This window comes from Variovorax sp. J2L1-78 (assembly GCF_030317205.1).
GTDB classification, from domain to species: Bacteria; Pseudomonadota; Gammaproteobacteria; order Burkholderiales; family Burkholderiaceae_C; genus Variovorax; species Variovorax arabinosiphilus.
This window is the reverse complement of the sequence record NZ_JASZYB010000001.1, coordinates 2,139,313-2,165,911: the sequence shown is the minus strand read 5'-3', so window position 1 is coordinate 2,165,911 and position 26,599 is coordinate 2,139,313. Positions and strand designations below refer to the sequence as shown.

At 65.8% G+C, this 26,599-nt stretch carries 30 protein-coding genes; 16 read left to right on the top strand and 14 right to left on the bottom strand.

What is annotated here, in order from left to right:
- Window position 1 precedes the first annotated feature (1 nt).
- The 5 genes from QTH86_RS10275 to bfr all read right to left on the bottom strand — a co-directional run bounded on the left by QTH86_RS10275 (window position 2) and on the right by bfr (window position 3,746).
- Window positions 2-1,027 (bottom strand): FAD:protein FMN transferase, encoded by a 1,026-nt coding sequence (locus QTH86_RS10275; RefSeq protein WP_286644785.1) that lies wholly within the window; start codon window positions 1,025-1,027, stop codon window positions 2-4.
- An 11-nt stretch (window positions 1,028-1,038) separates the two neighbouring features.
- Complete coding sequence (locus QTH86_RS10270) at window positions 1,039-1,845, bottom strand: DUF4198 domain-containing protein (protein ID WP_286644786.1); 807 nt, start codon at window positions 1,843-1,845, stop codon at window positions 1,039-1,041.
- A gap of 34 nt (window positions 1,846-1,879) precedes the next feature.
- On the bottom strand, window positions 1,880-2,407 hold the full coding sequence (locus QTH86_RS10265) for a DUF2271 domain-containing protein (RefSeq protein ID WP_286644787.1): 528 nt from the start codon (window positions 2,405-2,407) through the stop codon (window positions 1,880-1,882).
- Window positions 2,408-2,429: 22 nt separating this feature from the next.
- Window positions 2,430-3,080, bottom strand: a complete 651-nt coding sequence (locus QTH86_RS10260) for a PepSY-associated TM helix domain-containing protein (RefSeq protein ID WP_286644788.1) — start codon at window positions 3,078-3,080, stop codon at window positions 2,430-2,432.
- A 189-nt stretch (window positions 3,081-3,269) separates the two neighbouring features.
- Window positions 3,270-3,746, bottom strand: coding sequence for a bacterioferritin (gene bfr, locus QTH86_RS10255; protein ID WP_286644789.1), 477 nt, complete (start codon window positions 3,744-3,746; stop codon window positions 3,270-3,272).
- 247 nt (window positions 3,747-3,993) lie between these two features.
- Here bfr and ahpC point away from each other — a divergent pair, with 247 nt between their 5' ends.
- Together ahpC and ahpF are read left to right on the top strand one after the other, a co-directional pair.
- Window positions 3,994-4,557, top strand: a complete 564-nt coding sequence (ahpC, locus tag QTH86_RS10250; RefSeq protein WP_286644790.1) for an alkyl hydroperoxide reductase subunit C — start codon at window positions 3,994-3,996, stop codon at window positions 4,555-4,557.
- Between the two features lie 89 nt (window positions 4,558-4,646).
- Window positions 4,647-6,245, top strand: a complete 1,599-nt coding sequence (gene ahpF, locus QTH86_RS10245; protein ID WP_286644791.1) for an alkyl hydroperoxide reductase subunit F — start codon at window positions 4,647-4,649, stop codon at window positions 6,243-6,245.
- A 61-nt stretch (window positions 6,246-6,306) separates the two neighbouring features.
- Here the strand turns inward: ahpF and ppsR are convergent, their stop codons facing one another.
- Entirely contained in the window at window positions 6,307-7,128 is an 822-nt protein-coding gene (gene ppsR / locus QTH86_RS10240) for a posphoenolpyruvate synthetase regulatory kinase/phosphorylase PpsR (protein ID WP_286644792.1), read from the bottom strand.
- Window positions 7,125-7,331, bottom strand: coding sequence for a hypothetical protein (locus QTH86_RS10235; RefSeq protein WP_286644793.1), 207 nt, complete (start codon window positions 7,329-7,331; stop codon window positions 7,125-7,127). The genes ppsR and QTH86_RS10235 overlap by 4 nt, the downstream gene beginning before the upstream one ends.
- Here QTH86_RS10235 and ppsA point away from each other — a divergent pair.
- From ppsA to dnaB, 7 genes are all read left to right on the top strand, one after another.
- On the top strand, window positions 7,330-9,723 hold the full coding sequence (gene ppsA / locus QTH86_RS10230; RefSeq protein WP_286644794.1) for a phosphoenolpyruvate synthase: 2,394 nt from the start codon (window positions 7,330-7,332) through the stop codon (window positions 9,721-9,723). The genes QTH86_RS10235 and ppsA overlap by 2 nt on opposite strands.
- 159 nt (window positions 9,724-9,882) lie before the next feature.
- Window positions 9,883-10,416 carry a hypothetical protein gene (locus tag QTH86_RS10225; protein WP_286644795.1) on the top strand — a complete coding sequence of 178 codons (534 nt, stop codon included), beginning with the start codon at window positions 9,883-9,885 and terminating at the stop codon, window positions 10,414-10,416.
- Window positions 10,417-10,543: 127 nt separating this feature from the next.
- Window positions 10,544-10,918, top strand: a complete 375-nt coding sequence (gene rpsF / locus QTH86_RS10220) for a 30S ribosomal protein S6 (RefSeq protein WP_158720371.1) — start codon at window positions 10,544-10,546, stop codon at window positions 10,916-10,918.
- A 4-nt stretch (window positions 10,919-10,922) separates the two neighbouring features.
- A complete protein-coding gene (gene priB, locus QTH86_RS10215) occupies window positions 10,923-11,228 on the top strand; it encodes a primosomal replication protein N (RefSeq protein WP_286644796.1) in 306 nt (101 codons plus the stop codon).
- A gap of 21 nt (window positions 11,229-11,249) precedes the next feature.
- Window positions 11,250-11,531 carry a 30S ribosomal protein S18 gene (gene rpsR, locus QTH86_RS10210; RefSeq protein ID WP_007830781.1) on the top strand — a complete coding sequence of 94 codons (282 nt, stop codon included), beginning with the start codon at window positions 11,250-11,252 and terminating at the stop codon, window positions 11,529-11,531.
- Window positions 11,532-11,543: 12 nt separating this feature from the next.
- Complete coding sequence (rplI, locus tag QTH86_RS10205) at window positions 11,544-11,996, top strand: 50S ribosomal protein L9 (RefSeq protein WP_286644797.1); 453 nt, start codon at window positions 11,544-11,546, stop codon at window positions 11,994-11,996.
- Window positions 11,997-12,175: 179 nt separating this feature from the next.
- Entirely contained in the window at window positions 12,176-13,585 is a 1,410-nt protein-coding gene (gene dnaB / locus QTH86_RS10200) for a replicative DNA helicase (protein WP_286644798.1), read from the top strand.
- Here the strand turns inward: dnaB and QTH86_RS10195 are convergent.
- The 5 genes from QTH86_RS10195 to QTH86_RS10175 all read right to left on the bottom strand — a co-directional run bounded on the left by QTH86_RS10195 (window position 13,579) and on the right by QTH86_RS10175 (window position 17,833).
- Window positions 13,579-14,280 carry a helix-turn-helix transcriptional regulator gene (locus tag QTH86_RS10195; RefSeq protein WP_286644799.1) on the bottom strand — a complete coding sequence of 234 codons (702 nt, stop codon included), beginning with the start codon at window positions 14,278-14,280 and terminating at the stop codon, window positions 13,579-13,581. The two genes, dnaB and QTH86_RS10195, sit on opposite strands and share 7 nt — an antisense overlap.
- 55 nt (window positions 14,281-14,335) lie before the next feature.
- Window positions 14,336-14,704, bottom strand: a complete 369-nt coding sequence (locus QTH86_RS10190; RefSeq protein WP_286644800.1) for a VOC family protein — start codon at window positions 14,702-14,704, stop codon at window positions 14,336-14,338.
- Window positions 14,705-14,855: 151 nt separating this feature from the next.
- Window positions 14,856-16,652: a PhoH family protein gene (locus QTH86_RS10185; RefSeq protein WP_286644801.1), complete on the bottom strand. Its 1,797-nt coding sequence runs from the start codon at window positions 16,650-16,652 to the stop codon at window positions 14,856-14,858.
- Between the two features lie 193 nt (window positions 16,653-16,845).
- On the bottom strand, window positions 16,846-17,322 hold the full coding sequence (locus QTH86_RS10180; protein ID WP_286644802.1) for a peroxiredoxin: 477 nt from the start codon (window positions 17,320-17,322) through the stop codon (window positions 16,846-16,848).
- A 124-nt stretch (window positions 17,323-17,446) separates the two neighbouring features.
- Window positions 17,447-17,833 (bottom strand): Mth938-like domain-containing protein, encoded by a 387-nt coding sequence (locus QTH86_RS10175; RefSeq protein WP_286644803.1) that lies wholly within the window; start codon window positions 17,831-17,833, stop codon window positions 17,447-17,449.
- A 67-nt stretch (window positions 17,834-17,900) separates the two neighbouring features.
- Here QTH86_RS10175 and QTH86_RS10170 point away from each other — a divergent pair, with 67 nt between their 5' ends.
- Genes QTH86_RS10170 through moaD form a run of 6 tightly spaced genes read left to right on the top strand, consistent with a single transcriptional unit; the run spans window position 17,901 to window position 23,984 of the window.
- Entirely contained in the window at window positions 17,901-19,124 is a 1,224-nt protein-coding gene (locus QTH86_RS10170) for a pyridoxal phosphate-dependent aminotransferase (protein WP_286644804.1), read from the top strand.
- Window positions 19,125-19,173: 49 nt separating this feature from the next.
- Window positions 19,174-20,499 (top strand): homoserine dehydrogenase, encoded by a 1,326-nt coding sequence (locus QTH86_RS10165; RefSeq protein ID WP_286644805.1) that lies wholly within the window; start codon window positions 19,174-19,176, stop codon window positions 20,497-20,499.
- A complete protein-coding gene (thrC, locus tag QTH86_RS10160; protein WP_286644806.1) occupies window positions 20,499-21,929 on the top strand; it encodes a threonine synthase in 1,431 nt (476 codons plus the stop codon). Before QTH86_RS10165 ends, thrC begins: the two co-directional genes overlap by 1 nt.
- Window positions 21,930-21,945: 16 nt before the next feature.
- On the top strand, window positions 21,946-22,500 hold the full coding sequence (gene mobB, locus QTH86_RS10155) for a molybdopterin-guanine dinucleotide biosynthesis protein B (protein WP_286644807.1): 555 nt from the start codon (window positions 21,946-21,948) through the stop codon (window positions 22,498-22,500).
- Window positions 22,484-23,731, top strand: a complete 1,248-nt coding sequence (locus QTH86_RS10150; RefSeq protein ID WP_286644808.1) for a molybdopterin molybdotransferase MoeA — start codon at window positions 22,484-22,486, stop codon at window positions 23,729-23,731. The genes mobB and QTH86_RS10150 overlap by 17 nt, the downstream gene beginning before the upstream one ends.
- 4 nt (window positions 23,732-23,735) lie before the next feature.
- Window positions 23,736-23,984 carry a molybdopterin converting factor subunit 1 gene (moaD, locus tag QTH86_RS10145; protein ID WP_286644809.1) on the top strand — a complete coding sequence of 83 codons (249 nt, stop codon included), beginning with the start codon at window positions 23,736-23,738 and terminating at the stop codon, window positions 23,982-23,984.
- Here the strand turns inward: moaD and QTH86_RS10140 are convergent.
- Entirely contained in the window at window positions 23,971-24,867 is an 897-nt protein-coding gene (locus tag QTH86_RS10140) for a 4-hydroxy-tetrahydrodipicolinate synthase family protein (protein ID WP_286644810.1), read from the bottom strand. The two genes, moaD and QTH86_RS10140, sit on opposite strands and share 14 nt — an antisense overlap.
- 253 nt (window positions 24,868-25,120) lie before the next feature.
- Between QTH86_RS10140 and QTH86_RS10135 the strand changes: the two genes are divergently transcribed.
- Window positions 25,121-25,597, top strand: a complete 477-nt coding sequence (locus QTH86_RS10135; RefSeq protein ID WP_286644811.1) for a molybdenum cofactor biosynthesis protein MoaE — start codon at window positions 25,121-25,123, stop codon at window positions 25,595-25,597.
- 5 nt (window positions 25,598-25,602) lie between these two features.
- Here the strand turns inward: QTH86_RS10135 and QTH86_RS10130 are convergent, their stop codons facing one another.
- Window positions 25,603-26,598, bottom strand: coding sequence for a Bug family tripartite tricarboxylate transporter substrate binding protein (locus QTH86_RS10130; protein ID WP_286644812.1), 996 nt, complete (start codon window positions 26,596-26,598; stop codon window positions 25,603-25,605).
- Window position 26,599: the final 1 nt, after the last annotated feature.

Genomic DNA, 26,599 nt, shown 5'->3' with positions numbered 1-26,599 from the left:
CTCATGCAACGCGCGCCGTCCAGGCCGGCGTGGCGATGGCACGATGCCCGGCCTCGCCATCACGGCAGACGAAGAGCGCCGCGACCTCGTGGCGTGCGGCAAAGGCGGCGCCGTCGATCGGGCCGAGCACGGTGAGCGCGGTCGCCAGCGCATCGGCATGCATGCAGAACGGATGCAGCACCGTGACCGAGGCCAGCGCGTGAGCGCTCGGCTCGCCGCTGCGCGGGTCGATGGTGTGTGACCAGCGCCGGCCGTCGTACTCGTGCGCATGCCAGCGGTCGCCGGACGTAGCGATCGCCAGGTCCGTCAGCGCCACGGGGGGCAGGGTGTCGAGCGGCGTGTCGAGCCGCACGCGCCAGGATTGGCCGTCGGGGCGTCGACCCACGCCCCGGAGTTCGCCGCCGATCTCCATCAGGAAGTTCTGCAGGCCGGTCGCCATGAGCGCGTCGGCCACATGGTCCACCGCAAAGCCCTTGGCGATGCCGGACAGATCCAGCTGCAGACCGCCGGGTTGCGCGAGGTGCTTGTCGGCCGCGTCGAAAGCAAGGCGTTCCCAGCCGGTGCGCGAGCGCGCGTCGGCCAGGGCCGCCGCCGAGGGCGGGCGACGGTGATGGTCCGGCCCGGCCTGGGCGCCGAAACCCCACAGCGCGACCAGCGGGCCGACCGTCGGGTCGACGGCACCGCCGCTCGCCTCGGCCCAATGCAGCGCACAGGCCAGCACTTGCGCGAACGCCGCGGGCAGGGCATGGCGGGTGCCGGCTTCGGCTGCGTTGTAGCGGCTGATGTCGGACGTCGGCTCCCAGGTGCTCATCTGCGCAACCACCCGGTCGAGCGCATCGGTCACGGCGGCGCGGACCGCATCGTGCGGCTGCATCGACGGGTTGTCGAACCGGAGCGACCAGGTGGTGCCCATGGTGCGGCCGGCCAGCGACTGGAGGCGCGAAGGGTCAGCCACGCGCGGCATGGCCACGTTCGCATAGCCGCCGGCGCGCCAGGTAGCGAAGGAGGGGCGCACCTGCGCGCTCACCGTTTCTGGGCTCAGGGCATCACTTCCACGGTGGCCGCATAGCTCAGGCGGCGCTCCTTGGCCTGCGGCATCGTCGTTTTGTTGTCCTTGGTGCTGGCGTCGATCCAGTACATGCCGGCGGTGGGCCAGGTCACGCTGAACTGGCCCTTGTCGTCGGTCTTGACCTTCACTTCGGCCAACTGATCGCGGTACTGCGTGTTGCCGGCCGTCACGGTCACTTCGAGGTCCTTCGCCGGCTGGCCGTCGATGTGCAGCGCGAAGGTGGCCTTCTCGCCCTTGGCGAGGTCGGTGAACGCGCCGCCGGTCGACACCATCTCGAGGCCCTGGCCGATCGGCTTCGGTGCCGAGGGCTTGCCCACCGTCACGAAGGTTTCGATGCGGCCGACGGATTGCGTGACCGTCACCTCCTGCGCGTCGGCCGGAATCTCCTTGGCGAGCGACTCGGGCGTGCCACGGGCGCGCTTCTGCTGGCCCGTTGCCTTGTCCTTCCAGCTCGCGAAGCCGCCGGCATTGACGACGGCGATGCGATAGGTGCCCGGTGCGCCGACGTTCACGTCGAACACACTGCGGTGCTTGAGCTTGGCCTCCGACTCCGGCTTGACCGTGCTGCCGTCGGGTGCGGTGATCAGCAGGTTGTCCAGGCGCATCGCGGCGTGGTTGGCGACGAAGAGGTCGTTCGAGACGGCGGCGTCGACCGAGATGGTGTCGGGCTTGGACAGCACCGTGGTCGAAGGCAGCAGCCAGGCGTTGTGCGCGTGGGCCATGCCGACGGCCGTCAAGGCGGTGGCGAGAGCGAGGGTGCGGAGGGACAAGGTCATGATGGACTTTCCGGTGAGGGGATCGGATGGACGCTCAGGGCTTGAGTTCGAGTTTGATGTCGCCCAGCTCGGTGCTGCCGCTGGCGCGCTGCTGGTCGGCCTTGGTGGGCGGCCATTGGAAGGGGACGGACACGACCTCGCGACCGCCGACTTCTCGTGCGGCCTCGACCACGAACTTGTAGGCCCCCGGTGCGAGCTTCGCGGCGGCGGCGTCGGGGAGGCTGACCCCGTGGGTGCCGGCGGGTTTGGTCGCGCCGGTCACGCCGTCGATCGGCACCTGGAGTTCGCGGCCCGTGCGGCGCCACCATTGGTGCAGGTCCTTGAGCCACTTGGTGCCTTCACCTTCGGGGTTGTTCGTCCGCGTGCGAACGTCGTACCAGACCGCTACGGTGGCGGCGACGCTGTTGTCCGCCCGTTCGATCCATGCGGCCACGTAGGGGCGGTGGTACTCGGACACGTTCAGGCGCGGCACTTCGATGCTCGCGCCGAGACTGGCGGCGACGGCGGGAACGCCGAACAGGGCCGCGAGCGTGGGAATGGCCAGGGAGTAGCGGACTTGCACGGGAGACCTTTCTTGGGACGAACTAGTGAATGAACAGCAGCGCGAGCAGCACCGGGATGACCAGACCCATGCCGACCATCGGCCAGGTGAAGGGGCGGTTGCCGGCGTGCATCTTCAAAATGAAGAGGCCGGTGATCGAGAACACCAGCGCCGCGGCGGCAAAGATGTCGATGAACCAGCGCCAGGCCGCGCCCGTGTGGCGGCCCTTGTGCAGGTCGTTCAGATAGGAAATCCAGCCGCGGTCGGTGCGCTCGTATTCGACCTCACCGTCGCCTAGGCTCACCCGCAGCCAGGCATCGCCGCCCGGGCGGGGGAGCGAAAGATAGACCTCGTCGTCGGACCATTCGGCGTCGCCATCGCCCGTGTCGATCCGCCAGGTCTTGTCGACCCAGGCCCGCAACTCGGACGGCAGTTCAGCCTTGCCCTTGCGGGCTTTTCGAACCTCGACAGCCTGTTGTTCGAGGTGAGCGCGCAGCGCGTCGTCGACCTTGTCGCGCAGGGTGGTGACCTGGGGCTTGGCTTCGATCTGCGAGGAGTGATTCAGCGTGAAGCCCGTGACGCTGAAAAGGATCATGCCGATCAGGCAAAGCGCCGAACTCACCCAATGCCATTCATGCAGGGTCTTGAGCCAATAGGCGCGGCGGCGGGTGTCGGGGGAGGCGGTAGAGGTCATTCGAAGGCGAGAATTCTAGCCTTACAAATGAGAATCAATACCATTTGTGTCGAGACCTATCGGTCCCTGAAGGAACCGAAATCGACCGCCGTGCGGGGCCATGCCGCTATCTATTCGATAGCTTGTGAAGTTGCGTAAAGCAAAAAAAAGCGGGACCGAAGTCCCGCCATGGCGTGGCCGGCTGCTTGTCTACTCGGGTTCGCCCATTTGCGACTGCAAGTAGTTCTGCAGACCCACCTTGCCGATGAGGTCGATCTGGGTCTCCAGGAAGTCGATGTGTTCCTCGGTGTCATCGAGGATCTTCTGCAACAGGTCGCGCGACACGTAGTCGCGCACTGTCTCGCAGTGGGCCATGCCGGCCTTGATGGTGGCCTGCGCGCCGTATTCCGCCTTGAGGTCGCACGCCAGGAGTTCAGGCACGTCCTCGCCGACGTTCAATTTGGCAAGGTCTTGCAGGTTGGGCAGGCCATCCAGCATGAAGATGCGGTCCATCAGCCAGTCGGCATGCTTCATTTCGCCGATCGACTCCGCATATTCCTTCTTGGCCAGCTTGTCCAAGCCCCAATGCTTCAGCATGCGGTAGTGCAGGAAGTACTGGTTGATCGCGGTGAGCTCGTTCTTGAGCTGCGCCTGGAGATGTTCGATGACCTGTGGGTCGCCCTTCATGGTGTTCTTCCTTGTTCTCGAAACAGCGATTGTCCGTGCGGCCCGCAGGGCCACGCAAGCAATCCCATGCGCAGCCGGTCTGCATGCGTGTGAGGGTGATAGGCGTTCGTGTTCGGCAAGGATCCGCCGTTCACGAATTCATAGGTGCACCCGATGCACTCGATAGCTCATTACTATCAAATTTGTTATTTTGTTAGCTATACTCATGGCTCACCCTTTTCTTCATCTGCACCGCCAAGGAAGCACCATGTCCCTGATCAACACCCAAGTCCAACCGTTCAAGACCCAGGCCTACCTCAACGGCAAGTTCATCGACGTCTCCGACGAAACGCTCAAGGGCAAGTGGTCCGTGCTGATCTTCATGCCGGCTGCTTTCACCTTCAATTGCCCGACCGAAGTCGAAGATGCGGCCGACAACTATCCTGAGTTCCAGAAACTGGGTGCCGAGGTCTACATCGTGACCACCGACACGCATTTCTCGCACAAGGTGTGGCACGACACGTCGCCTGCCGTCGGCAAGGCCAAGTTCCCTCTGGTGGGCGACCCGACCCACACCCTGACCAACGCTTTCGGCGTGCACATCCCCGAAGAAGGTCTGGCGCTTCGCGGCACCTTCGTGATCAACCCCGACGGCATCATCAAGACCGCCGAAGTGCACTCCAACGAAATCGCTCGCGACGTCAAGGAAACGCTGCGCAAGCTCAAGGCGGCTCAGTACACCGCGGCGCACCCCAACGAAGTCTGCCCGGCCAAGTGGAATGACGGCGACAAGACCATTGCACCGTCGTTCGACCTCGTCGGCAAGATCTAAGCCCCGCGCCAGGAGGCCCGGGTGCTCACGAGGCCCCGGGTCTTTTTATCCCGAGTTGATAGTTTTTGAATATCGAAAGTGAGTCTGCCATGCTCGACGCAGCCACCAAGGCCCAACTGAAAAGTTACCTCGAACGCGCCACGCAGCCGATCGAAATCGTTGCCTCCCTCGACGACAGCAAGGCGTCGGGCGAGCTGCTGTCGCTGCTGAAGGACGTCGCCGAGTCGTCGCCGCTGGTCAGGCTCACCGAAAGTCGCGATGACAACCACCGCAAGCCCTCGTTCTCGGTCAATCGCCCGAGCGAAAACCACGGCCCGCGCTTCGCCGGCCTGCCGATGGGCCATGAATTCACGTCGCTGATCCTCGCGCTGCTGCAGATTGGCGGCTACCCTCCGAAGGTCGAGCAGGAAGTGCTCGACCAGATCCGCGCGCTCGATGGCGATTTCGAGTTCGAGATCTACGTCTCGCTCACTTGCCACAACTGCCCGGACGTCGTGCAGGCGCTGAACCTGATGGCGGTGCAGAACCCACGCATCCGCACGACGATGATCGAAGGCGGCACCTTCCAGGATGAGGTCAAGGAACGCCAGATCATGGCGGTGCCCACCGTGTTCCTCAACGGCACCGAGTTCGGCCAGGGCCGGATGAGCCTGGAAGAGATCCTCGCCAAGCTCGACACGAGCGGCGTGGAACGCGAAGCGAAGAAGATCTCGGCCAAGGACCCGTTCGACGTGTTGATCATCGGCGGCGGTCCCGCGGGTGCGGCTGCGGCCGTGTACGCGGCACGCAAGGGCATTCGCACCGGTGTCGCCTCGGAGCGCTTCGGCGGCCAGGTGCTCGACACCATGGGCATCGAGAACTTCATCTCGGTCAAGGAGACCGAAGGGCCGAAGTTCGCTCTCGCGCTCGAAGAACATGTTCGCACCTACGACGTGGACATCATGAACCTGCAGCGCGCTGCGGCGCTGGTGCCGGGTCAGGACTACGTCGAGGTCCAGCTGGAAAGCGGTGCGTCGCTCAAGAGCCGCACCGTGATCATCTCGACCGGTGCCCGCTGGCGCAACATCAACGTGCCGGGCGAGCACGAGTACAAGAACAAGGGCGTGGCCTATTGCCCGCACTGTGACGGCCCGCTCTTCAAGGGCAAGCGCGTTGCGGTGATCGGTGGGGGCAACTCCGGGGTGGAAGCCGCGATCGACCTGGCGGGCATCGTGGGCCACGTGACGCTCATCGAATTCGACACGCAGCTGCGTGCCGATGCGGTGCTGCAGCGCAAGCTCCAGAGCCTGCCGAACGTGACGATCCACACCAATGCGCAGACGACCGAGATCACCGGCGACCAGCAGAAGGTCAATGGTCTGGTCTACAAGGACCGTGCGACCGGCGAGAGCCGGACCGTGCCGCTCGAAGGTGTGTTCATCCAGATCGGCCTAGTGCCCAACACCGACTGGCTCAAGGGCACGGTCGAGCTGTCCAAGCACGGCGAGATCGTGGTCGATGCGCGCGGGCAGACCTCGGTGCCGGGCGTGTTCGCGGCCGGTGATGCCACCACGGTGCCGTTCAAGCAGATCATCATCGCCGCCGGCGATGGCGCCAAGGCGGCCTTGAGCGCCTTCGACCACCTGATCCGCACGCCCGTACCGGCCGTCGAGGTTGCGAAGGTCGATGCGGAAGCCGTCCCTGCCTGAGACGCGCTCGCTGCGTAGCGAATGGAAAGGGCCACCCGCAAGGTGGCCTTTTTTGCGTCAGTCAGTATGTCAGCCGCTGCGGCTGCAGCTCCTGAAGAATGGTCGTTGCGATCTCCTCGATCGACTTGGTCGTGGTGCTGAGCCAGCGGATACCGGCCCGCCGCATCATCGCTTCGGCTTCGCTCACCTCGTGGCGGCAGTTCTCGAGGCTGGCGTAGCGCGAATTGGGGCGGCGCTCGTTGCGGATCTCGCTCAGGCGCTCCGGCAGGATGGTCAGGCCGAAGATCTTCTTGCGATGGGGCAGGAGCGCGGGCGGCAGCTGGAGGCGCTCGAAATCTTCCGGGATCAACGGGTAATTGGCCGCCTTCAGGCCGTGCTGCATGGCCAGGTACAGCGACGTCGGCGTCTTGCCGCTGCGGCTGACGCCGACCAGGATCACATCGGCGCCCTGCAGGTCGCGGTTGCTTTGGCCGTCGTCGTGCTGCAGGCTGAAGTCGATCGCGGCAATGCGGTCGTTGTATTCCTTGCTCTTGCTGACGTCGCTGAAACGGCCGATGCGGTGGTTCGACTTCATCGCCAACTCGATCTCCAGCGGCCGCACGAAGGTGCCGAACATGTCGAGCAGCATGCCCTTGCAGCCGGTTTCGATCACCTCCAGCACGTCCATGTTGGCCAGCGTGGTGAACACGATGGGGCGCCGGCCCTCGATCTCGGCCGTGTGGTTGATCTGCCGAACCGCCTGGTGGGCCTTGTCCACCGTGTCGGTGAAGGGCAGCCGGATGTGACGCGGCTTGATCTCGAACTGCGCGAGCACGGCGTTGCCGAAGGTTTCGGCGGTGATCCCGGTGCCGTCGGAGACGAAGAAAACGGAGCGTGTGGTCATGGTTTGGCGGTGTTGTCCTTCGGCACGACCGTCGGGGGCGCGCCTACAATCCGGGCCATTATCGAGATTCCGGCATCCGCCAACCGCATTTCTCGCACCCCGAATTTCCCCCATGTCCACCGCGCCCGCACCCACAGCAACGAGAACGATCGTGCGGCGCCCTCGGCATCGGCCCCAAGTTTTAACTTCTGGAGCTTTCCCATGTCTGCACTCTTCGACGCGACCGCCCTGGTCGTACCGTTTGAAAACCTGAGGATGACCGACGTCGAGTCGGTTGGCGGCAAGAACGCCAGCCTCGGCGAGATGATTTCCCAGTTGCCGCAGGGGGTGCGGGTGCCCACGGGCTTCGCGACGACGGCGCACGCGTTCCGCCAGTTCCTGGCGCACGACGGCTTGGCCGACAAGATCAGCAAGCGCCTGGCCGCGCTCGACACCGACGACGTGCGCGCCCTGGCCGCGGCCGGTGCCGAGATCCGTGCCATGGTTGAAGCACAACCGTTTCCCGCCGACCTGCAGAAAGCCATCGGCGACGCCTTCGCGACCCTGAGCGCGGGCAACCCGCAGGCCAGCTTCGCCGTCCGCTCCTCGGCTACCGCCGAAGACCTGCCCGACGCATCCTTCGCCGGCCAGCAGGAGACCTTCCTGAACGTGGTCGGCATCGACGACGTGCTGCACAAGATGAAGGAGGTGTTCGCCTCTCTCTACAACGACCGCGCCATCAGCTACCGCGTGCACAAGGGCTTCGCGCACGACGTGGTCGCGCTGTCGGCCGGCGTGCAGCGCATGGTGCGTTCCGACCTGGGGGCTGCCGGCGTGATGTTCACCATCGACACCGAATCCGGCTTCGAAGACGTGGTGTTCATCACCTCGAGCTATGGCCTGGGCGAGACGGTGGTGCAGGGCGCCGTGAACCCCGACGAGTTCTACGTCCACAAGCCGATGCTCAAGGCCGGCAAGCGCGCATTGATTCGCCGCAACCTGGGCTCCAAGCTGATCCAGATGGAGTTCGCCACGCCCGAGGAAAAGGCCGCGACCGGCAAGCTGGTGAAGACCACCGACGTCAAGACCGAGTTGCGCAATCGCTATTCGTTGAGCGATGCCGATGTCGAGCAACTGGCCAAGTACGCGCTGGTCATCGAAGAGCACTACGGCCGGCCGATGGACATCGAATGGGGCAAGGACGGCACCGACGGCCACCTCTACATCCTGCAGGCGCGTCCTGAAACCGTGAAGAGCCAGCAGCAGGGCAAGGCCGAGCAGCGCTACAAGTTGTTGGGTCGTGGCGCCGTGCTGGCCGAAGGCCGCGCGATCGGACAGAAGATCGGTACCGGCCCGGTCCGCCTGGTCTACAACATCAGCGAAATGGACACCGTCCAGGCCGGCGATGTGCTGGTGACCGACATGACCGACCCGAACTGGGAGCCGGTGATGAAGCGCGCCAGCGCCATCGTCACCAACCGCGGCGGCCGCACCTGTCACGCGGCGATCATCGCGCGCGAACTGGGCATTCCGGCCGTGGTCGGCTGCGGCGACGCGACCGACCTGCTCAAGGACGGCACGCTCGTGACCGTGAGCTGCGCCGAAGGCGACACCGGCTTCATCTACGACGGCCTGCTCGAAACCGAAGTGACCGAGGTTAAGCGCGGCGCCATGCCCGAGATCGACCTGAAGGTCATGATGAACGTCGGCAACCCGCAGCTCGCCTTCGACTTCGCGCAGTTGCCGAACCACGGTGTGGGTCTGGCGCGGCTCGAGTTCATCATCAACAACAACATCGGGGTGCATCCCAAGGCGATCCTCGACTACCCGAACGTCGATGCGGACCTGAAGAAGGCGGTCGAGTCGGTGGCGCGCGGTCATGCGTCGCCCCGGGCGTTCTATGTCGACAAGGTCGCCGAAGGCATTGCGACCATCGCTGCGGCCTTCTGGCCCAAGCCGGTGATCGTGCGCCTGTCGGACTTCAAGTCGAATGAATACCGCAAGCTGATCGGCGGCAGCCGTTACGAACCGGAAGAAGAGAACCCGATGCTGGGCTTCCGCGGTGCCGCACGCTATGTGAGCGAGGAGTTCCGCGAGGCCTTCCTGATGGAGTGCGAAGCGCTCAAGCGGGTGCGCAACGACATGGGGCTGACCAACGTGCAGATCATGGTGCCTTTCGTGCGCACCTTGAAGCAGGCAGAGCGCGTGACCGATCTTCTGGCCGCGGAAGGCCTGAAGCGCGGCGTCAACGAGCTCAAGATCATCATGATGTGCGAGGTGCCGAGCAACGCCATCCTGGCCGACGAGTTCCTGCAGTTCTTCGACGGCTTCTCGATCGGATCGAACGACCTGACCCAACTCACGCTGGGCTTGGACCGCGACTCGGGGCTCGAACTGCTGGCGGCCGACTTCGACGAGCGCGACCCGGCGGTGAAGGCGATGCTCAGCCGCGCCATCAAGGCCTGCAAGGCGCAAGGCAAGTACGTCGGTATCTGCGGCCAGGGCCCCAGCGACCATCCGGACTTTGCGCTGTGGTTGGCCAACGAGGGCATCGAGTCGATCTCTCTGAATCCCGACAGCGTGATCGACACCTGGCAGCAACTGGCCAATCGCTGAGCGGTCGGGCGGGACAGGGCGTTGCGCAGATGTTGAATCTGCGCAACGCGCGCAGGGCGCCGATGTGCGGCGTAATCCCTGCGTCAGTCGGCTATATTTGCAACAAATTGCGTTTTTGCTGGCAAACTGACCGCTCGAGACACTCCTGTCGAGGGCGCCATGATTCTTGTCAAGACAGAGACCGGCCAACAGGTCTTCAAAGACCGTTCGATCCGGCTGACACCGCGGCAACGCTCCGCCTTCATCCTCTTCGACGGCCGCCGCTCCATCGGTGACATCCTGACGGCCTGCGAGGGCATGACAGCGCAGGACGTCGACCAGATGATCGAGCTGGGGTTGCTGGGCCCCGCCGGTCAGGCGGTGGCATCGGCCGCGGCCGCGTCGCAGCCAGCCGCCGTGGCTGCCCCGGTGCTTCTCGAGGCCGACGCCTTGGACCTGGCCTCTCGCGCGGCCGCCGCACGGGAGCTGGAGCCGGCGTCGTCGCCGGCCGGCCGTTCCTTGCAACAGCGCTACAAGGATGCCTACCCGGTCGCCACGCAGTTGACGGGCGGGCTGGGATTGCGAGGATTCCGGCTCAACCTGGCCGTCGAAGGAACGAGCTCCTACGAAGAACTCCTCGCCCTCGCGCCCAAGATCCGCGCCTCGGTGGGCCCGGAGAAGGCCGCCATGCTCGATCGCGCCCTCGGGATCTGAGGCACCGTTCGGCGATTCCTGGGTTGCGGACCCGGGGCCCTGCTATAATCGCCGGCTTTGCCTTGCCACACTGCGCCGACGCTGCGGGTGGCTTTATCCCTTCTACGGAAGATCCACAAGGAGTGCCATGCGTCATTACGAAATCATTTTGCTGATCCATCCGGATCAGAGTGAGCAGGTTCCGGCCATGCTGGAACGCTACAAGGGCCTGATCACGGCCGGCGGCGGCAAGATCCACCGCGTTGAAGACTGGGGCCGTCGTCAGCTGGCCTACCAGATCAACAAGCTCAACAAGGCGCACTACCTGTGCGTGAACATCGAGGCCGAACAGGCCGTGATGGCCGAGCTGGAGCACGCGTTCAAGTTCAACGACGCCGTGCTGCGCCACCTGACCGTGGTCAAGAAGAAGGCCGACACCGGTCCTTCGTCGATGATGAAGACGGTCGAGCGCGAAGAAGCCCGCAAAGCGCAGCAGGCCGAATACGCCGCCAACAACAACTGATGGTGTGAGCCCGGTTGCCGCGGCCAATCAGCTGTTGCTGACGGCCTGCGTTGCCGAACTCGGTGCCCTGCGCTTCACGCCTGCCGGTCTGCCCGCCCTCGATCTGCGACTCGAACACGAGTCGACGATCGACGAAGCCGGCAAGCCCCGACATGTGAAGGCGACCCTCAAGGCCGTCGCGTTCGGCGCAGTGGCCGAACGGCTCGCGAAGCAGGCGCTGGGCAGTCTCTGGTTGTTCAGGGGCTTTCTGGCGACGCCGGGGACGGCGAAGCATCCGGTGCTGCACATCCAGGATTTTCAGCAAGATTAATTTTCGAAGAGAGGTCCCGAAATGGCCACGTTCAAGAAATTCAACAAAGACAAGCGCCCGAAGCGCAACACCCAGTCGCTGCTGTTCAAGCGCAAGCGCTTCTGCCGCTTCACCGTCGCTGGCGTCGAAGAGATCGACTACAAGGACATCGACACGCTGCGTGACTTCATCAGCGAGAACGGCAAGATCATCCCCGCTCGCCTGACCGGCACGCGCGCGATCTACCAGCGCCAACTCAACACCGCCATCAAGCGCGCGCGCTTCCTGGCCATGGTCCCGTACAGCGACCAGCACCGCGTCTAAGGAGCAGACACCATGCAAGTCATTCTTCTGGACAAGGTCGTCAACCTCGGCACCCTCGGCGAAATCGTCAAGGTCAAGGACGGTTACGCACGCAACTTCCTGATTCCGTCGGGTCGCGCACGCCGCGCCACCGAAGCCAACAAGGCCGAATTCGAAGCCAAGCGCGTCGAACTCGAAAAGGCTGCGGCCGCCAAGCTGGCCGAATCGCAAGCCCAGGGCGAGAAGCTCGCCGGCACCGCGGTCAAGATCACGCAGAAGGCCGGCGTCGACGGCCGCCTGTTCGGTTCGGTCACCAACAGCGACATCGCTGAAGAGCTGAACAAGCAAGGCTACAAGGTCGTGAAGTCGCAAGTGCGCATGCCCAACGGCCAGATCAAGGTTGTTGGCGACAGCACCGTGAGCGTTGCGCTGCACACCGACGTGGTGGTTGATATCACCGTGACGGTCTACGGCGAAAGCGCCTAAGCTGCCACGCGCGCTTCGGCGCGTCGCGAGAGCCGCCTTCGGGCGGCTTTTTCTTTGGTGCGACTTCTTGGCACCGCTTTGTCCCGATCGCTGCACCGGGAAATCACCGTTTATCCACAGCGTTATCCCATGACGGCGGGCTGCCCGCGCCGTAGCATGGGTGTTGCTCCAGGAAACCCATGTCTGCTGTCTTCTCCTACGCCGAAAACGATCCTTCGCCGGACCGCCAGATCGCGCAACTCCGCGTCCCCCCCCACTCGATCGAGGCGGAGTCGAGCGTGCTCGGCGGCCTGCTGCTCGACAACGGCGCCTGGGACCGCATGGGCGACCTGCTGGTCGACGCCGACTTCTACCGGCATGAGCACAAGCTGATCTACGCAGCGATCGGCACGCTGATCAACGCATCGAAACCAGCGGACGTCATCACCGTCTACGAGCAGTTGCAGAACCTCGGCAAGGCCGACGAGATGGGCGGCCTGGTCTACCTGAACTCGCTGGCGCAGTACGTGCCCAGCGCGAGCAACATCCGCCGCTACGCGGAGATCGTGCGCGAGCGCTCGATCCTGCGAAAGCTGGTGAGCGCGGCCGACGAGATCGCGACCAATGCCTTCAACCCGCAGGGCAAGGCGGTCGACAAGATCCTCGACGAGGCCGAGCAGAAAATCTTCAACATCGGCGAGGAAGGCTCGCGGATGAAACAGGGCTTCCAGAGCATGGACTCCCTGGTGGTCGAACTGCTCGATCGCGTGACCGAGATGGCGGACAACCCGAACGACATCACCGGTATCCGCACCGGCTTCTACGAGTTCGACAAGATGACCTCGGGCCTGCAGGCCGGCGACATGATCGTGCTGGCGGCGCGTCCATCGATGGGCAAGACCTCCTTGGCGATCAACATCGCCGAGCATGTGGCGCTGAACGAAGGTCTGCCCGTGGCGGTGTTCTCGATGGAAATGGGCGCTTCGCAGCTGGCGGTGCGTATCGTCGGCTCCATCGGCCGGATCGACCAGGGCCACCTGCGCACCGGCAAGCTCACCGACGAGGAATGGCCGCGCCTGACCGAGGCGATCGAGAAGCTGCGGACGATCTCGCTGCACATCGACGAGACGCCCGGCCTCACCACGAGCGAACTGCGCGCCAACGCACGGCGGCTGGCCCGCCAGTACGGCAAGCTCGGCCTGATCGTGGTCGACTACCTCCAGCTCATGAGCACGTCGAGCAGCATGAGCGACGAGAACCGCGCGACCGCGGTCGGCGAAATCTCCCGCGGCCTCAAGATGCTGGCCAAGGAGCTCAAGTGCCCGGTGATTGCGCTGTCGCAGCTCAGCCGTGGCGTCGAGAGCCGCACCGACAAGCGCCCGATGATGAGCGACCTGCGCGAATCCGGCGCGATCGAGCAGGACGCGGACATCATCATGTTCATCTACCGCGACGACTACTACGACAAGAACAGCAAGGAGCCGGGTGTGGCGGAGGTGATCATCAGCAAGCACCGGAACGGCCCCACCGGCACGGTGAAGCTGGCCTTCCTCAAGCCGCTGACCAAGTTCGAGAACCTGGCGAGTTTCGGAGGCGGCGACGACTACTGAGCGGGGCGTTCTCGCCGCTCGGCTTCGACCTGGCGCAGCATGTCCGCCATCGTCTTGCCAGGCTCGTCGCGAAAACGTTCGTCGAGCACCGTGACGCGGCTCATGCGGTCGACACGAAAGCCGCGGAAGTCGCCGCGCAGTTCGCACCAGGCCGAGAGCGTCCACACCTTGCCCCAGTAGAGGCAGCCGAGCGGCCGCACGGTGCGCTCGGTCGCGCCACCGGCCAGGTCGCGGTAAGACAGGCGCAGCTTGCTGCGCGCCTGCACCGCTTCACGCAGTGTCTGCAATTGCAGGCGCGTGGCATCGTCCAGGGCCATGGCGGGCGCATACATGGTGAGCGCCTCGGCCGACACGCGCGCGGCCGGAGGCAGCACTGTCAGGATCTTGCCGAGCCCGGTCTCGATGGCGCGTGCCATCGCCGGGTCGACCCACGTCTGCGCCACGCGCGCTGCGGCGACGAGGGCCGTCGCTTCTTCCTGGGTGAACATCAGCGGCGGCAGTTCGAAGCCGGCGCCCAGGCGATAGCCGACGCCCGCTTCGCCCTCGATGGGCACGCCCTGGTGCTGCAGGTCGGCCACGTCGCGGTACACCGTGCGCTCCGAGACTTCGAGCCGCTGCGCCAGGAACGCCGCCGTGGTGAGTCGTCGTCCGCGAATGAGCTGCACGATATGGAACAGACGGTCGGCGCGGCGCATCAGATCGATTCCTGGTCGGGAGCTTGGACGTGTCGAAGGCCGCGTGTCCTGGCCTTCAATCGAACGCGTGCAGGCCGACGGCGTTGCCTTCGGTGTCGCGCAAGTGGGCGATGAAGCCCATCCCCTGCGGCAGCGCTTCCTTGGGGGAAACGATGGCGCCTCCGGCGGGTGCGATGCGCTCGAGCACGGCATCCAACTGCGTACAGCTCAGATAGATGCGAATGCCGCTGCCCAGCGGAGCGCTTCCCTTGGCATTGGCCTGCAGTGCGCCGCCGACGCCGGGCCGCTCGTACTTGAACACGGCCAGCGGTGCACCGCCGAAGTTCTGGCGCTGCAATTCCTGGCCGAGCACGGTTTGGTAGAAGGTTTGCGCGCGGTCCAGGTCGCTGACGGGGATCTCGAACCAGCTGAGGGCGTTTTGCATGATCGACTCGCTTTCGTTTCTGTTGAGGAGCCGCGATGGTGCACACCGGCTCCTGACAGCGTCTTGTCAGGAGCTTATCGAAGCGGACGAAAAAAAGCCCGCGCGGCCTGCAGGCTGCGCGGGCTCTCTGGAGCCATGGTGCGCTGCTGTCTCAGAGCACTTCGCTCGCGAAGTCGGCCAGCCGCGAACGTTCGCCGCGTGCCAGCGTGATGTGCCCGCTGTGTGGCCAGCCCTTGAACTTGTCGACGGCGAAGGTCAGGCCCGACGAGCCTTCGGTGAGGTAGGGCGTGTCGATCTGGGCGAGGTTGCCCATGCAGATGATCTTGGTGCCGGGGCCCGCACGGGTGATCAGCGTCTTCATCTGCTTGGGCGTCAGGTTCTGGGCCTCGTCGATGATCACGTACTTGTTCAGGAAGGTGCGCCCGCGCATGAAGTTCATGCTCTTGATCTTGATGCGGCTGCGGATCAGCTCGTTGGTGGCCGCGCGGCCCCATTCGCCAGCGCCGCCGCCGTCGCCCTTGGCCAGGAACTCGAGGTTGTCGTCCAGCGCGCCCATCCACGGGCCCATCTTCTCTTCCTCGGTGCCGGGCAGGAAGCCGATGTCCTCGCCCACGCTCACCGTCGCGCGAGTCATGATGATCTCGGTGTAGCGGCGGTCGTCGAGCACCTGCGTCAGGCCCGAGGCGAGGGCCATCAGCGTCTTGCCGGTGCCGGCGGTGCCGGTCAGCGTGACGAAGTCGATCTCCGGGTCCATCAGCACGTTCATCGCGAAGTTCTGCTCGCGGTTCTTGGTCGACACGCCCCACACCGCGTTCTTGCCGGAGCTGTAGTCCTTCAGCGTCTTGAGGACGGCCGTCTTGTCGCGAATCTCGGTGATCCGTGCGTACATGCTTGGCTCGCCGGGCGCTTCGAAGTACACGAACTGGTTGATGTACAGGTTGGGCACGATCGGGCCGCTGATGCGGTAGAAGGTGCTGCTGCCGCTCTGCCAGCTCTCGACCGTCTTGCTCTGGCGCGTCCAGAAGTCGGCCGGCAGCGCGTACGAACCCGCGTACAGCAGGTCGCCGTCCTCGAGCGTCTTGTCATTCTGGTAGTCGTCGGTCGCCAGGCCCAGGGCGCGCGCCTTGACGCGCATGTTGATGTCCTTGGATACCAGCACCACTTCCTGCTTCGGAATACCCGGCCGGTCCTTCGCGTAGAGGTCGCGCAGGGCCTGCACGACGCCCAGGATCTGGTTGTCGGCCTTGCCCTGCGGCAGGCTGGTCGGCAGCGTGTAGTCGAGCGGTGCGGTCTGGAAGAACAGCTTGCCGCCCGCCTCGCGGTGGCCGGTCGTGTCGAGCTTGAGGCCCTGGCCGATGTCCGCGTCCTTGGCGCCGGCCAGGGCGTCGAGCGTGCGGCTCGTCTGCCGGCCGTTGCGGGCCACTTCGGTCGTGCCCTTCTTGTGGCCGTCCAGCTCTTCCAGCACGATCATCGGCAGGAAGATGTCGTGTTCCTCGAAGCGGAACAGGCACATCGGGTCGTGCAGCAGCACGTTGGTGTCCAGCACGAACAGCTTGGCCGGCCCGCTCGACTTGGTGCGGCGAGGCCGGGCCGCCTCATGGGCGCCGCGTTCGGCGCGCGGCCGCGCGGCCGGTGCGGGCGAGGGCGCAGTAGGCGCCGCCGGTACCCGCTCTGCACGTGCGACAGGCTGCGGCGTCGGCTCCGGCTTGGGGGCGGGGCGCGGCTTGGTCTCGATCTGCTGCATGGCTTCCGGCGCGGTGGGGCGCCCGCCGGCAGAAGGCCGGCCGCGTTCATCGAACAGTTCGAGCGCCCGAGGACCGTCGCCTTGCGCGTCGTCCGCGGCGCGGCCACCGCGGCGCGGCGCCTTGGCCGACGTGTGTGCCGGTGCGTCGAGCGCATCCGGGGAGAGGAGGGCTGCACGCTTCGTGGGGGCGGGGGGCAATGGCATGGGGCGGTGTGCTCACAAAAAGTAGGGGCCGGAAAACGAAAAAGCCGCCAGAAGACCTTGGCGGCTTTGTTCGGTGGATGCGGTCGTGGAGCTCAACGGCATGAATCCATTATGCACAACGTGCGTGTCGCGGCAGGCAAGCGTGGCGTGCTGCCAACGCGGCCCGTGCCAAACCGCACGGGCGGGCGCCGGATCAGGCTTCCTTCTTGAGGGCCTTGACGGCCTTGAGCACATCGTCGACATGGCCTGGCACCTTGAGGCCGCGCCATTCGGCCTTCAGCACGCCGTCGGCGCCGATCAGGAAGGTGCTGCGCTCGATGCCCTTGACCTTCTTGCCGTACATGATCTTGTTCTTCACCACGCCGAACATGTGGCACATCTTCTCTTCGGTGTCGGCGATGAGTTCGAAGGGCAGCTCGAGCTTGGCCTTGAACTCGTCGTGCGACTTCATGTTGTCGCGGGACACGCCGAAGACGGTGGCCCCGGCCTTCACGAAGTCCTTGTAACGATCGCGAAACTGCATCGCCTCGGTGGTGCAGCCGGGCGTGTTGTCTTTCGGATAGAAATACATCACCAGAACGTGCCCGAGGTGCGATGTGTTCGAGACCTTCAGGCCGCCGGTGGCGGTGGACTCGAATTCGGGGATGGGTTTGTTGACAACGATCGCCATGAAACTTGTTTTCTCCGTTGGGTTCCAATCGCGCGGCTGCAGGCCGGAGCGCTGGAGGATTGGTCGTTGCTCACTGTGGGCGGATCGCCGGTTCGCAACCTGCGATTTTAGCCCGAAATGGGCCCTATTTGCCAGCGATTGGGGCCTCAACGAGCAGCGCTGCCAGCACGTGCCGGCCTTCGCTCGCCAGGATGTTGTAAGTGCGACAGGCTGCGGCGGTGTCCATCGTTTCCAGTCCGGTGCGCCGGTCGATGAGCGGGCGCAGCCACGCAGGCTGTGGAAACCGGATGCGGGCGCCGCTGCCGAAGATCACGGTTTCCGCGCCGATTGCCGCCAGCTGCGCGAAGTGCTCGGGGCCGAGCTCCTCGAAACGCGCGCAGTTCCAGACGAAACGCTCGCCGCGAGAGCCCAGCACCACGCTCTGCTCGACGCGTTCGTGGTTGATCGCCACCCAGCCCGGACCATGCGCGGTGAGGGTCTGGACGTCGGATTTGTCGGGCTGGAGCTTCATCGGCACTGGAAGGGAACTGTGGTCAAATTATAGGTTTTCCCCTATGTAGGCGCCCCCTGGAGGGACTTTGAAGCAGCTCAAGAAATCGGCCAAGCTGGCCAACGTGCTCTACGACGTGCGCGGGCCCATCGTCGACGCCGCCCGTCAGATGGAGGAGGACGGCCAGAAGATCATCAAGCTGAACATCGGCAACATGGCGCCGTTCGGCTTCGATGCGCCCGAGGAAATTCAGCAGGACATGATCCGCAACCTGCCGGATTCGGCGGGTTACTCCGACAGCAAGGGCATCTTCGCTGCGCGCAAGGCGGTGATGCACTACACGCAGCAGCAGGGCGTCGAAGGCGTCACGCTCGACGACATCTACCTGGGCAACGGCGCGAGCGAACTGATCGTGATGGCGACCAATGCGCTGCTCGACGACGGCGACGAGCTGCTGGTGCCGATGCCCGACTACCCGTTGTGGACCGCCGCGGTGTCGCTGTCCGGCGGCAAGCCGGTGCACTACCTCTGCGAGGAAGACAACCAGTGGCTGCCGAGCCTGGCCGACATCCGCGCCAGGATCACGCCGCGCACGCGCGGCATCGTCGTGATCAACCCGAACAACCCGACGGGCGTGCTGTACCCCGACGAACTGCTGCGCGGCATCGTTGCCATTGCGCGCGAGCACAGCCTGGTGCTGCTGGTCGATGAGGTCTACGACAAGGTGCTCTACGAAGACGCCAGGCACACGGCCATGGCCAGCCTGTCGACCGACGTGCTCACGCTCACCTTCAACTCGCTGTCGAAGGCCTACCGTTCGTGCGGCTATCGCGCGGGCTGGATGATCGTGTCGGGGCCGAAGGGCAACGCGACCGACTACATCGAGGGGCTGAACATGCTGGCCAACCTCAAGCTCGGCTCCAACGTCCCCGGCCAGTGGGCGATCCAGACCGCACTCGGCGGCTACCAGAGCATCAACGACCTGGTGAAGCCGGGCGGCCGGCTGCGCCGCCAGCGCGACCTGGCCTACGAGCTCATCACGGCCATCCCCGGCGTGACCTGCGTGAAGCCGCAGGCCGCGCTCTACATCTTCCCGCGGCTCGACCCGGTGATGTACCCGATCGCGGACGACCGCGAATTCTTCATGCAGGTGCTGCGCGAGACGCGTGTGATGCTGGTGCAGGGCTCGGGCTTCAACTTCCCGGACAACCAGCATTTCCGAATCGTGTTCCTGCCGCATGAGGACGACCTGCGCGAAGCCATCGGCCGCATCGCGAAATTCCTCGAGCGCTACCGCAACCGCAACGCCTGACGCAGCGCCCGAATCGGCGCAGACGCTTTCCTGAACTACTCTCCAAAGAATGAAATCCATCCAAGTAGGCCTGCTCGGCATTGGCACCGTCGGCAGCGGCACCTTCAACGTCCTGCGCCGCAACCAGGAAGAGATCAAGCGCCGCGCCGGACGCGGCATCGAGATCACGATGGTCGCGGACCTCGACACCGCCCGTGCGAAGGCCGCGGTCGGCGACGGCGTGCAGGTGGTGGCCGATGCGCGCGCCGTCATCGCCAACCCCGACATCGACATCGTGATCGAGCTCATCGGCGGCTACGGCATCGCCAAGCAACTGGTGCTCCAGGCCATCGCGGCCGGCAAGCACGTGGTCACGGCCAACAAGGCGCTGCTCGCGGTGCATGGCACCGAGATCTTCGCCGCGGCCCAGCAAAAGGGCGTGATGGTCGCGTTCGAGGCGGCCGTGGCCGGCGGCATCCCGATCATCAAGGCGCTGCGCGAAGGCCTGACCGCCAACAGCATCCAGTGGATCGCCGGCATCATCAACGGCACGACGAACTTCATCCTGTCCGAAATGCGCGACAAGGGCCTGGATTTCGCGACCGTGCTGAAGGAAGCGCAGCGCCTGGGCTACGCCGAGGCCGACCCGACCTTCGACATCGAAGGCGTCGACGCGGCCCACAAGGTCACGCTGATGAGTGCCATCGCCTTCGGCATTCCGGTGCAGTTCGACAAGGCGCATGTCGAGGGCATCACGAAGCTCGCGGCGCAGGACATCAAGTACGCCGAACAGCTCGGCTACCGGATCAAGCTGTTGGGTATCACGAAGCGTGCGAAGGGCGGCATCGAGCTGCGCGTGCATCCGTCCCTGGTGCCGGCCAAGCGCCTGCTCGCCAACGTCGAAGGCGCGATGAACGCGGTGGTGGTGCACGGCGACGCCGTGGGCACCACGCTGTACTACGGCAAGGGCGCCGGCAGCGAGCCGACCGCCAGCGCCGTCATCGCCGACCTGGTCGACATCACGCGCCTGCACACGGCCGACGCGGCCCACCGCGTGCCGCACCTGGCCTTTCACCCGAACGCGATGAGCGACGACCTGAAGGTCGTGCCGATGTGCGAGGTGGTCACCAGCTACTACCTGCGCCTGCGCGTGGCGGACGAGGCCGGCGTGCTGGCCAAGGTCACCGGCCTGCTGGCCGACGCCGGCATCAGCATCGACGCCGTGCTGCAGCGCGAAGCCGACGAAATCGGCGGTGAGGGCTCCACGCAGACCGACCTCATCATCCTCACGCACGACACGCGCGAAGGCACGCTCGACGACGCGATGGTGCAGCTCCAGGCGCTGCCGACGGTGCTGGCGCCAATCGTGCGCATCCGCAAGGAAGAGCTGTCCTGATGCGCTACCTGTCCACCCGCGGCCACCCCGACCGCCGCCGTTTCTGCGACATCCTGCTCGAGGGCCTGGCGCCCGATGGCGGCCTGTACCTGCCCGAACACTACCCGCAGGTCGATGCCGCCATGCTCGCCAAGTGGCGCCCGCTGCCCTACGCCGAGCTGGCCTTCGAGATCCTCTCGCTCTACATCGACGACATTCCGGCCGACGACCTGAAGGCGCTGTGCGCGAAGACGTACACGGCCGAGGTCTTCGGCAGCGACGAGATCGTGCCCTTGCGTGAGCTGGAAGACGGCGTGTACCTCGAGGGCCTGTCGAACGGCCCGACGCTGGCCTTCAAGGACATGGCAATGCAGCTGCTGGGCAACCTGTTCGAGTACGAACTGGGCCGCCGCGGCGAAGAACTCAACATCCTCGGCGCGACCAGCGGCGACACCGGCAGCGCGGCGGAATACGCCATGCGCGGCAAGAAGGGCGTGCGCGTCTTCATGACCTCGCCGGACGGGCGCATGAGCCCCTTCCAGCAGGCGCAAATGTTCAGCCTGCAGGACGCGAACATCCACAACATCGCGATCGCCGGCGTGTTCGACGATTGCCAGGACATCGTGAAGGCCGTGTCGAACGACCTCGGCTTCAAGCGCAAGTACCGCGTCGGCACCGTCAACTCGATCAACTGGGCGCGGCTGCTGGCGCAGGTCGTCTACTACTTCGCCGGGTATTTTCAAGCGACCTCTGGTCGCGTCCAGGCGACGCCGGAGCAGGTCAGCTTCACCGTGCCGTCCGGCAACTTCGGCAACGTCTGCGCCGGCCACGTCGCGCGCATGATGGGGCTGCCGATCCGCACGCTGGTGGTCGCCACCAACGAGAACGACGTGCTCGACGAGTTCTTCCGCACCGGCGTCTACCGGGTGCGCGCCGCGGCCGACACGCACGAGACCTCGAGCCCGTCGATGGACATCAGCAAGGCCAGCAACTTCGAGCGTTTCGTGTTCGACCTGCTCGGCCGCGACGGCGTTCGAACCCGCGCGCTGTTCCAGGACGAGCTCGGCCGCAGCGGCCGCTTCGACCTCAGTGCCGACCCCGTCTTCACCCAGGCCGCGGCGCGCTTTGGCTTCGTCAGCAGCCGCAGCACGCACGCCGACCGCCTGGCCACCATCCGCGACACCGACAAGCGCTTCGCCGTGCTCATCGACACGCACACGGCCGACGGCCTGAAGGCGGCGCGCGAGCACATCGTGCCCGGCGTGCCGATGGTCGTGCTCGAAACCGCGCTGCCGATCAAGTTCGCGGCGACCATCGTCGAGGCACTGGGCCACGAGCCCGACCGGCCCGCCCGTTTCGAGGGCATCGAGGCGCTGCCCAAGCGCGTCGTCAAGCTCCCGGCTGACGCGGAAGCCGTCAAGGCCTACATCGCGCAGCACTGCGACGAATGACCGCGCCGACCACCGCATGAACGTCATCGGCTTTGCCGGCTACTCCGGCGCAGGCAAGACCACGCTGGTCGAACGATTGATCCCCGTGCTCCGCCTGCAGGGCCAGCGCGTGTCGGTGGTCAAGCACGCGCACCACAAGTTCGACATCGACCATCCCGGCAAGGACACCTACCGCCACCGGGAGGCCGGTGCCTTCGAGGTGGTCGTGGCGTCCGACAAGCGGCTGGCGCTGATGCGCGAGTTCGAGCAGCCGACCCAGCTGTCGGTGCACCACCTGATTGCCGAGCTCTACGACGGCGTCGACTGGGTGCTGGTCGAAGGCTTCAAGCACAGCGACCTGCACAAGGTCGAGATCTGGCGCGAGCCGGCGCCCGGCGAGCCGCCCCGTCCCGCGCAGTACGGCGACGACCCCTTCATCGTCGCGCTGGCCACCGACACCCCGAACGACCTGCCGCGGCCGACCCTGATCCCGGTGTTCGATATCAATGATGTCGATGCGCTCGGGCAATGGCTGCTCGACAATGCCCATCGATTCGTCTACCGAGCCGACGACCATGTCCCGACCCTCTGAACGCCCCCCGTTGATGCCGCTGGACGAGGCCCTGGCGAGCCTGCTGGCCAAGGCGACGCCGCGGCTGGACACCGAAAGCGTGTCGACCTTCGAGGCCGACGGACGGGTGCTGGCGCAGGACGTGGTGTCCGGGCTCACGGTGCCGCCGCGCGACAACAGCTCGATGGACGGCTACGCCGTGCGGGCGGCCGATTGCGCCACGGCCGGGGCGGTGCTCACGGTCGCGCAGCGCATTCCCGCGGGCAGCGTCGGCACGCCGCTGGCGGCCGGCACCGCGGCGCGCATCTTCACCGGCGCGCAGATTCCCGAAGGCGCCGACGCGGTGGTCATGCAGGAAGACACCGGCGCGCTGCCCGAAGAAGGCTCGCTCGGCCGCGTGCGCATCGACACCGTGCCGGCCGCCGGCCAGTGGATCCGCCGTGCCGGCGAGGACGTGGCCGCCGGCGATGTCGTGCTGGCGCGCGGCGAGCGTCTGACGCCTGCGGCGCTGGGGCTGGCCGCCAGCGTCGGCTTCGACCGCCTGCAGGTCGCGCGCCGGCCGCGCGTGGTGCTGCTGTCGACCGGCGACGAGCTGGTCATGCCCGGCGAGGTCACGCCCGAGGCCATGAAGCCCGGCGCCATCTACAACTCCAACCGCTTCTTCATGCGCGCCTTGCTCACGCGCCTGGGCTGCGACGTGAGCGACCTGGGCATCGTGCCCGACCGGCGCGACGCCACCATCGACGCACTGCGTAGCGCGGCCGAGCACAACGACCTGATCGTCACCACCGGCGGCGTGTCGGTCGGCGAGGAAGACCACATCAAGGCGGCCGTCGAGGCGCTGGGCGAACTCCAGCTGTGGTCGCTGTCGATGAAGCCCGGCAAACCCTTTGCCTACGGCCGCATCGGCAACGCGCACGTGACCGGGCTGCCGGGCAATCCGGTGTCGAGCTTTCTCACCTTCCTGCTCCTGGTGCGCCCCTTCCTGCTCACGCTGCAGGGCGCGACGCGGGTGGCGCCGGAACCGGTCGCCATGCGCGCCGACTTCGACTGGCCGCGCGCCGATCGCCGCCGCGAGTTCCTGCGTGCGCGCCGCAACGCCGCGGGCGGGCTCGATCTGTTCCCCAACCAGAGTTCCGGCGTGCTCACCTCGGCCGTCTGGGGCGACGGCGTGATCGACACCCCGGCAGGGCAGTCCTTCAAGAACGGCGATACCGTGCAGTTCATTCCCTTCGCCTCCCTGCTGGCTTGATGTGATGAAGATCGACATCCGTTACTTCGCCTCCGTGCGCGAAGCCCTGGGCAGCGGCGAGTCCGTCGAAACACGGGCTGCCACCCTGGCCGACCTGCGCGACGAACTCATCGCCCGCGGCGGCCCGCATGCCGCTGCGCTGGCGCGCGGCAAGGCGGTGCGCATGGCGCTCGACCAGGTCATGCGGCCCGAATCGGCGCCGCTGCGCGACGGCGCCGAAGTCGCCTTCTTTCCGCCCGTTACGGGCGGCTGAGCCGGGCGTTCAGTTCGACCAGCCGGTCGCGCAACGCATCGGATGCGCGGGTCATCGGCGAACGCAACGCATCGCTCATCGATCCATCGTACGCCAGCAGCGCTTTGAGCGGCGCCGGGTTCGGTTCGGCAAACAGCATCTCGATCAACGGCTGCAGCGGTTGCCATTCGGCGCGCGCCTCCGCAAGCCGGTTGTCGGCCAGCAGCCGCAGCACCTGCACAAAGCGCCGCGTCTGTACGTGGCCGCTCGCGGCAATGGCGCCCACGCCTCCTTCGGCCACCGTGCTGAAGATCTGGTGGTCTTCGCCGGACAGCACCTGAAGCCTGCCGTCCGCAATCACGGCGCGCGTCTTGGCCATGTCGCCGCCGCAGTCCTTGATAGCGCGGATGCGCGGGTGCTCGGCGAGAGTCAGCAGTGTTTCGCGCGCAATGGTCGTGCCGGTGCGGTAGGGAATGTCATAGACCAGCACCGGCACGGCGCTGGCGTCGGCAATGGCACGGAACCATTCGAGCAGGCCGGCTTGCGATGGCCGGATGTAGTGGGGCGCGGGCACCTGCAGCCCCGCGAGCGGCCGTTCGGCGAGCCGCCGTACCCAGGCCGTCGTCTTGCCCAGGTGGTACCCCGACAGGCCCATGATGATCGGCCGCCCAGCGGCGGCAGCTTGCACCGTGTCGAGCGCGGCCAACTGTTCCGCGTCATCGAGTGCGGCGGCCTCGCCCGTCGAGGCGCAGACCACGAAGCCGGCCACGCCGTCATCGGCAAGCCGGCGTGTCAGCGCCGACAGCGCGGCATGGTCGACGGCGCCGCTGCGAAACGGCGTGACAAGAGGAATCCAGAGGCCCGAGAAATCGGGATGGGCGGAGGGGTTGGACGATTGCGGCACGCGAGCTTCCTTCGAGGAATCGACCGATGGAAAAGAACCGTCGTTCGATGCGCGCGCAACCCAAATAGGGGCCAAAGCCTTTGCAGGTTCCGTCGCTCATCCGACGACGGAACCACAGCTCCGGTCAGACGAGCTTTGGTTTTTTGGCTTTGCTGCTTTGGCGCGCGCGGCTGCTTTCGAAGCGCGAAAGCACTGCGAAGAGCGTGGCGTGGCAAGGCATTGCCGAAGTCTAACGCGGTGCCACAATCCCGGCATGAGCGATGCACGCGTTTCGATCCAGACAGCTGATTTCGATCTGGGACAGGAGGTCGCCGCGTTGCATGCCGACGACAAACGCGTGGGCGCGGTCTGCAGCTTTGTCGGAACGGTCAGAGACCGCAACGACGGCAGCACCGTCGCCTCGATGGAGCTGGAGCACTACCCCGGCATGACCGAGAAGGCCATCGAGGCCATGATCGACGAGGCGCATCGCCGCTTCGACATCCTCGGCGCACGCGTGGTGCACCGCGTGGGCCTGCTGCAGCCGCTCGACCAGATCATGATGGTCGCCGTGGTCTCGGCACACCGCGGCCAGAGCTTCCAGGCGTGCGAGTTCCTGATGGACTACCTCAAGACGCAGGCGCCGTTCTGGAAAAAGGAACGGACGCCCGAAGGCGCCCGTTGGGTCGATGCACGCGTCGCGGACGACGCGGCCCTGGCGCGCTGGGGCATCGATGCCCCGAACGCCTGAAGCGTCTACTGGGGTTTGAAGCCGCTGGCCTGGATGATCTTCTCCCAGGCGCTGGTGTAGGTGCGCACGCGGCCTGCGAACTGGCCTTGCGATTCGTACGCGACGTTCAGGCCCATGTCGGTCAGCTTCTTCTTCACGTCGGGCATGGCCAGCACCTTTTGCAGCGCCGTGCCGAACTTGTCGATCATCGGTTGGGGCGTGCCCACCGGCGCGAACAGGCCGTAGTAGGGGTAGTCGTCCAGGTTCGCGAAGCCCAGTTCGGTGAAGGTCGGGACCTGCGGCAGCAGCGGCTGACGCTTGGCGCCGATGACGGCCACGATGTGCACCTTGCCGGCCTTGTGGTTCTCGATGAAGTCGGGCACCGAGGCGATGCCGGCCGTGATCTGGTTGCCCAGCATGTCGGCCGTCATCGGGGCGCTTCCGCGGTAGGGGGCGGCCTGCAGGTCGAGCTTGTACTTCTCGCCGATCAGCTTGACCAGGAATTCGGGGATGGAGCCGGGGGCCGGCACGCCGATGGTTTCCTTGCCACCGCGCTTGGTCTGTACCCACTTCACGTACTCGTCCATGGTCTTGGCGGGCGTGCCGCCGGAGACGGCCAGCACATTGGCGAAGGTGGCGAAGCCCGCCACCGGCACGAAGTCGGTCGCCGGGTTGAAGCCGGGGTTCTTGACCACCTGCGGCAGGATGGAGATGCTGTGGTCGTGCGTCAGGAACAGCGTGTGGCCGTCGGCCGGCGCGGCCTTCAACGCCTGGGCCGCGATCTGGCCGCCGGCCCCGGCGCGGTTCTCGACCACCACCGGGGCGCCCAGCTCGTCCTTGAGCTTTTCGCCGAGGGCGCGTGCAATGGCGTCGCTGCCGGCACCGGCCGGGAAACCCACCAGCAGCCGGATCGGCGTGCTGCCTTGCGCTTGCGCAAGGCCAGAGATGCCCAGGGCCGCTACAACAAGGCCGAGCGCCAGCGTCCGGCGTACCGGTTGAACACGCTGCGTTGAAAAAACCATG

Coding starts and splice junctions, on each gene's coding strand:
- QTH86_RS10260 (WP_286644788.1), bottom strand. CDS start 3,080: ATGACCTCTACCGCCTCCCCCGACACCCGCCGCCGCGCCTATTGGCTC.
- bfr (WP_286644789.1), bottom strand. CDS start 3,746: ATGAAGGGCGACCCACAGGTCATCGAACATCTCCAGGCGCAGCTCAAG.
- QTH86_RS10195 (WP_286644799.1), bottom strand. CDS start 14,280: ATGCGCCGCGCCGACCGTCTGTTCCATATCGTGCAGCTCATTCGCGGA.
- rpsR (WP_007830781.1), top strand. CDS start 11,250: ATGGCCACGTTCAAGAAATTCAACAAAGACAAGCGCCCGAAGCGCAAC.
- QTH86_RS10165 (WP_286644805.1), top strand. CDS start 19,174: ATGAAATCCATCCAAGTAGGCCTGCTCGGCATTGGCACCGTCGGCAGC.
- QTH86_RS10150 (WP_286644808.1), top strand. CDS start 22,484: ATGTCCCGACCCTCTGAACGCCCCCCGTTGATGCCGCTGGACGAGGCC.
- ppsR (WP_286644792.1), bottom strand. CDS start 7,128: ATGACCACACGCTCCGTTTTCTTCGTCTCCGACGGCACCGGGATCACC.
- ahpF (WP_286644791.1), top strand. CDS start 4,647: ATGCTCGACGCAGCCACCAAGGCCCAACTGAAAAGTTACCTCGAACGC.
- QTH86_RS10270 (WP_286644786.1), bottom strand. CDS start 1,845: ATGACCTTGTCCCTCCGCACCCTCGCTCTCGCCACCGCCTTGACGGCC.
- moaD (WP_286644809.1), top strand. CDS start 23,736: ATGAAGATCGACATCCGTTACTTCGCCTCCGTGCGCGAAGCCCTGGGC.
- thrC (WP_286644806.1), top strand. CDS start 20,499: ATGCGCTACCTGTCCACCCGCGGCCACCCCGACCGCCGCCGTTTCTGC.
- ahpC (WP_286644790.1), top strand. CDS start 3,994: ATGTCCCTGATCAACACCCAAGTCCAACCGTTCAAGACCCAGGCCTAC.
- rpsF (WP_158720371.1), top strand. CDS start 10,544: ATGCGTCATTACGAAATCATTTTGCTGATCCATCCGGATCAGAGTGAG.
- QTH86_RS10130 (WP_286644812.1), bottom strand. CDS start 26,598: ATGGTTTTTTCAACGCAGCGTGTTCAACCGGTACGCCGGACGCTGGCG.
- QTH86_RS10235 (WP_286644793.1), bottom strand. CDS start 7,331: ATGGGAAAGCTCCAGAAGTTAAAACTTGGGGCCGATGCCGAGGGCGCC.
- QTH86_RS10225 (WP_286644795.1), top strand. CDS start 9,883: ATGATTCTTGTCAAGACAGAGACCGGCCAACAGGTCTTCAAAGACCGT.
- QTH86_RS10180 (WP_286644802.1), bottom strand. CDS start 17,322: ATGGCGATCGTTGTCAACAAACCCATCCCCGAATTCGAGTCCACCGCC.
- QTH86_RS10175 (WP_286644803.1), bottom strand. CDS start 17,833: ATGAAGCTCCAGCCCGACAAATCCGACGTCCAGACCCTCACCGCGCAT.
- mobB (WP_286644807.1), top strand. CDS start 21,946: ATGAACGTCATCGGCTTTGCCGGCTACTCCGGCGCAGGCAAGACCACG.
- rplI (WP_286644797.1), top strand. CDS start 11,544: ATGCAAGTCATTCTTCTGGACAAGGTCGTCAACCTCGGCACCCTCGGC.
- QTH86_RS10185 (WP_286644801.1), bottom strand. CDS start 16,652: ATGCCATTGCCCCCCGCCCCCACGAAGCGTGCAGCCCTCCTCTCCCCG.
- ppsA (WP_286644794.1), top strand. CDS start 7,330: ATGTCTGCACTCTTCGACGCGACCGCCCTGGTCGTACCGTTTGAAAAC.
- dnaB (WP_286644798.1), top strand. CDS start 12,176: ATGTCTGCTGTCTTCTCCTACGCCGAAAACGATCCTTCGCCGGACCGC.
- QTH86_RS10190 (WP_286644800.1), bottom strand. CDS start 14,704: ATGCAAAACGCCCTCAGCTGGTTCGAGATCCCCGTCAGCGACCTGGAC.
- QTH86_RS10135 (WP_286644811.1), top strand. CDS start 25,121: ATGAGCGATGCACGCGTTTCGATCCAGACAGCTGATTTCGATCTGGGA.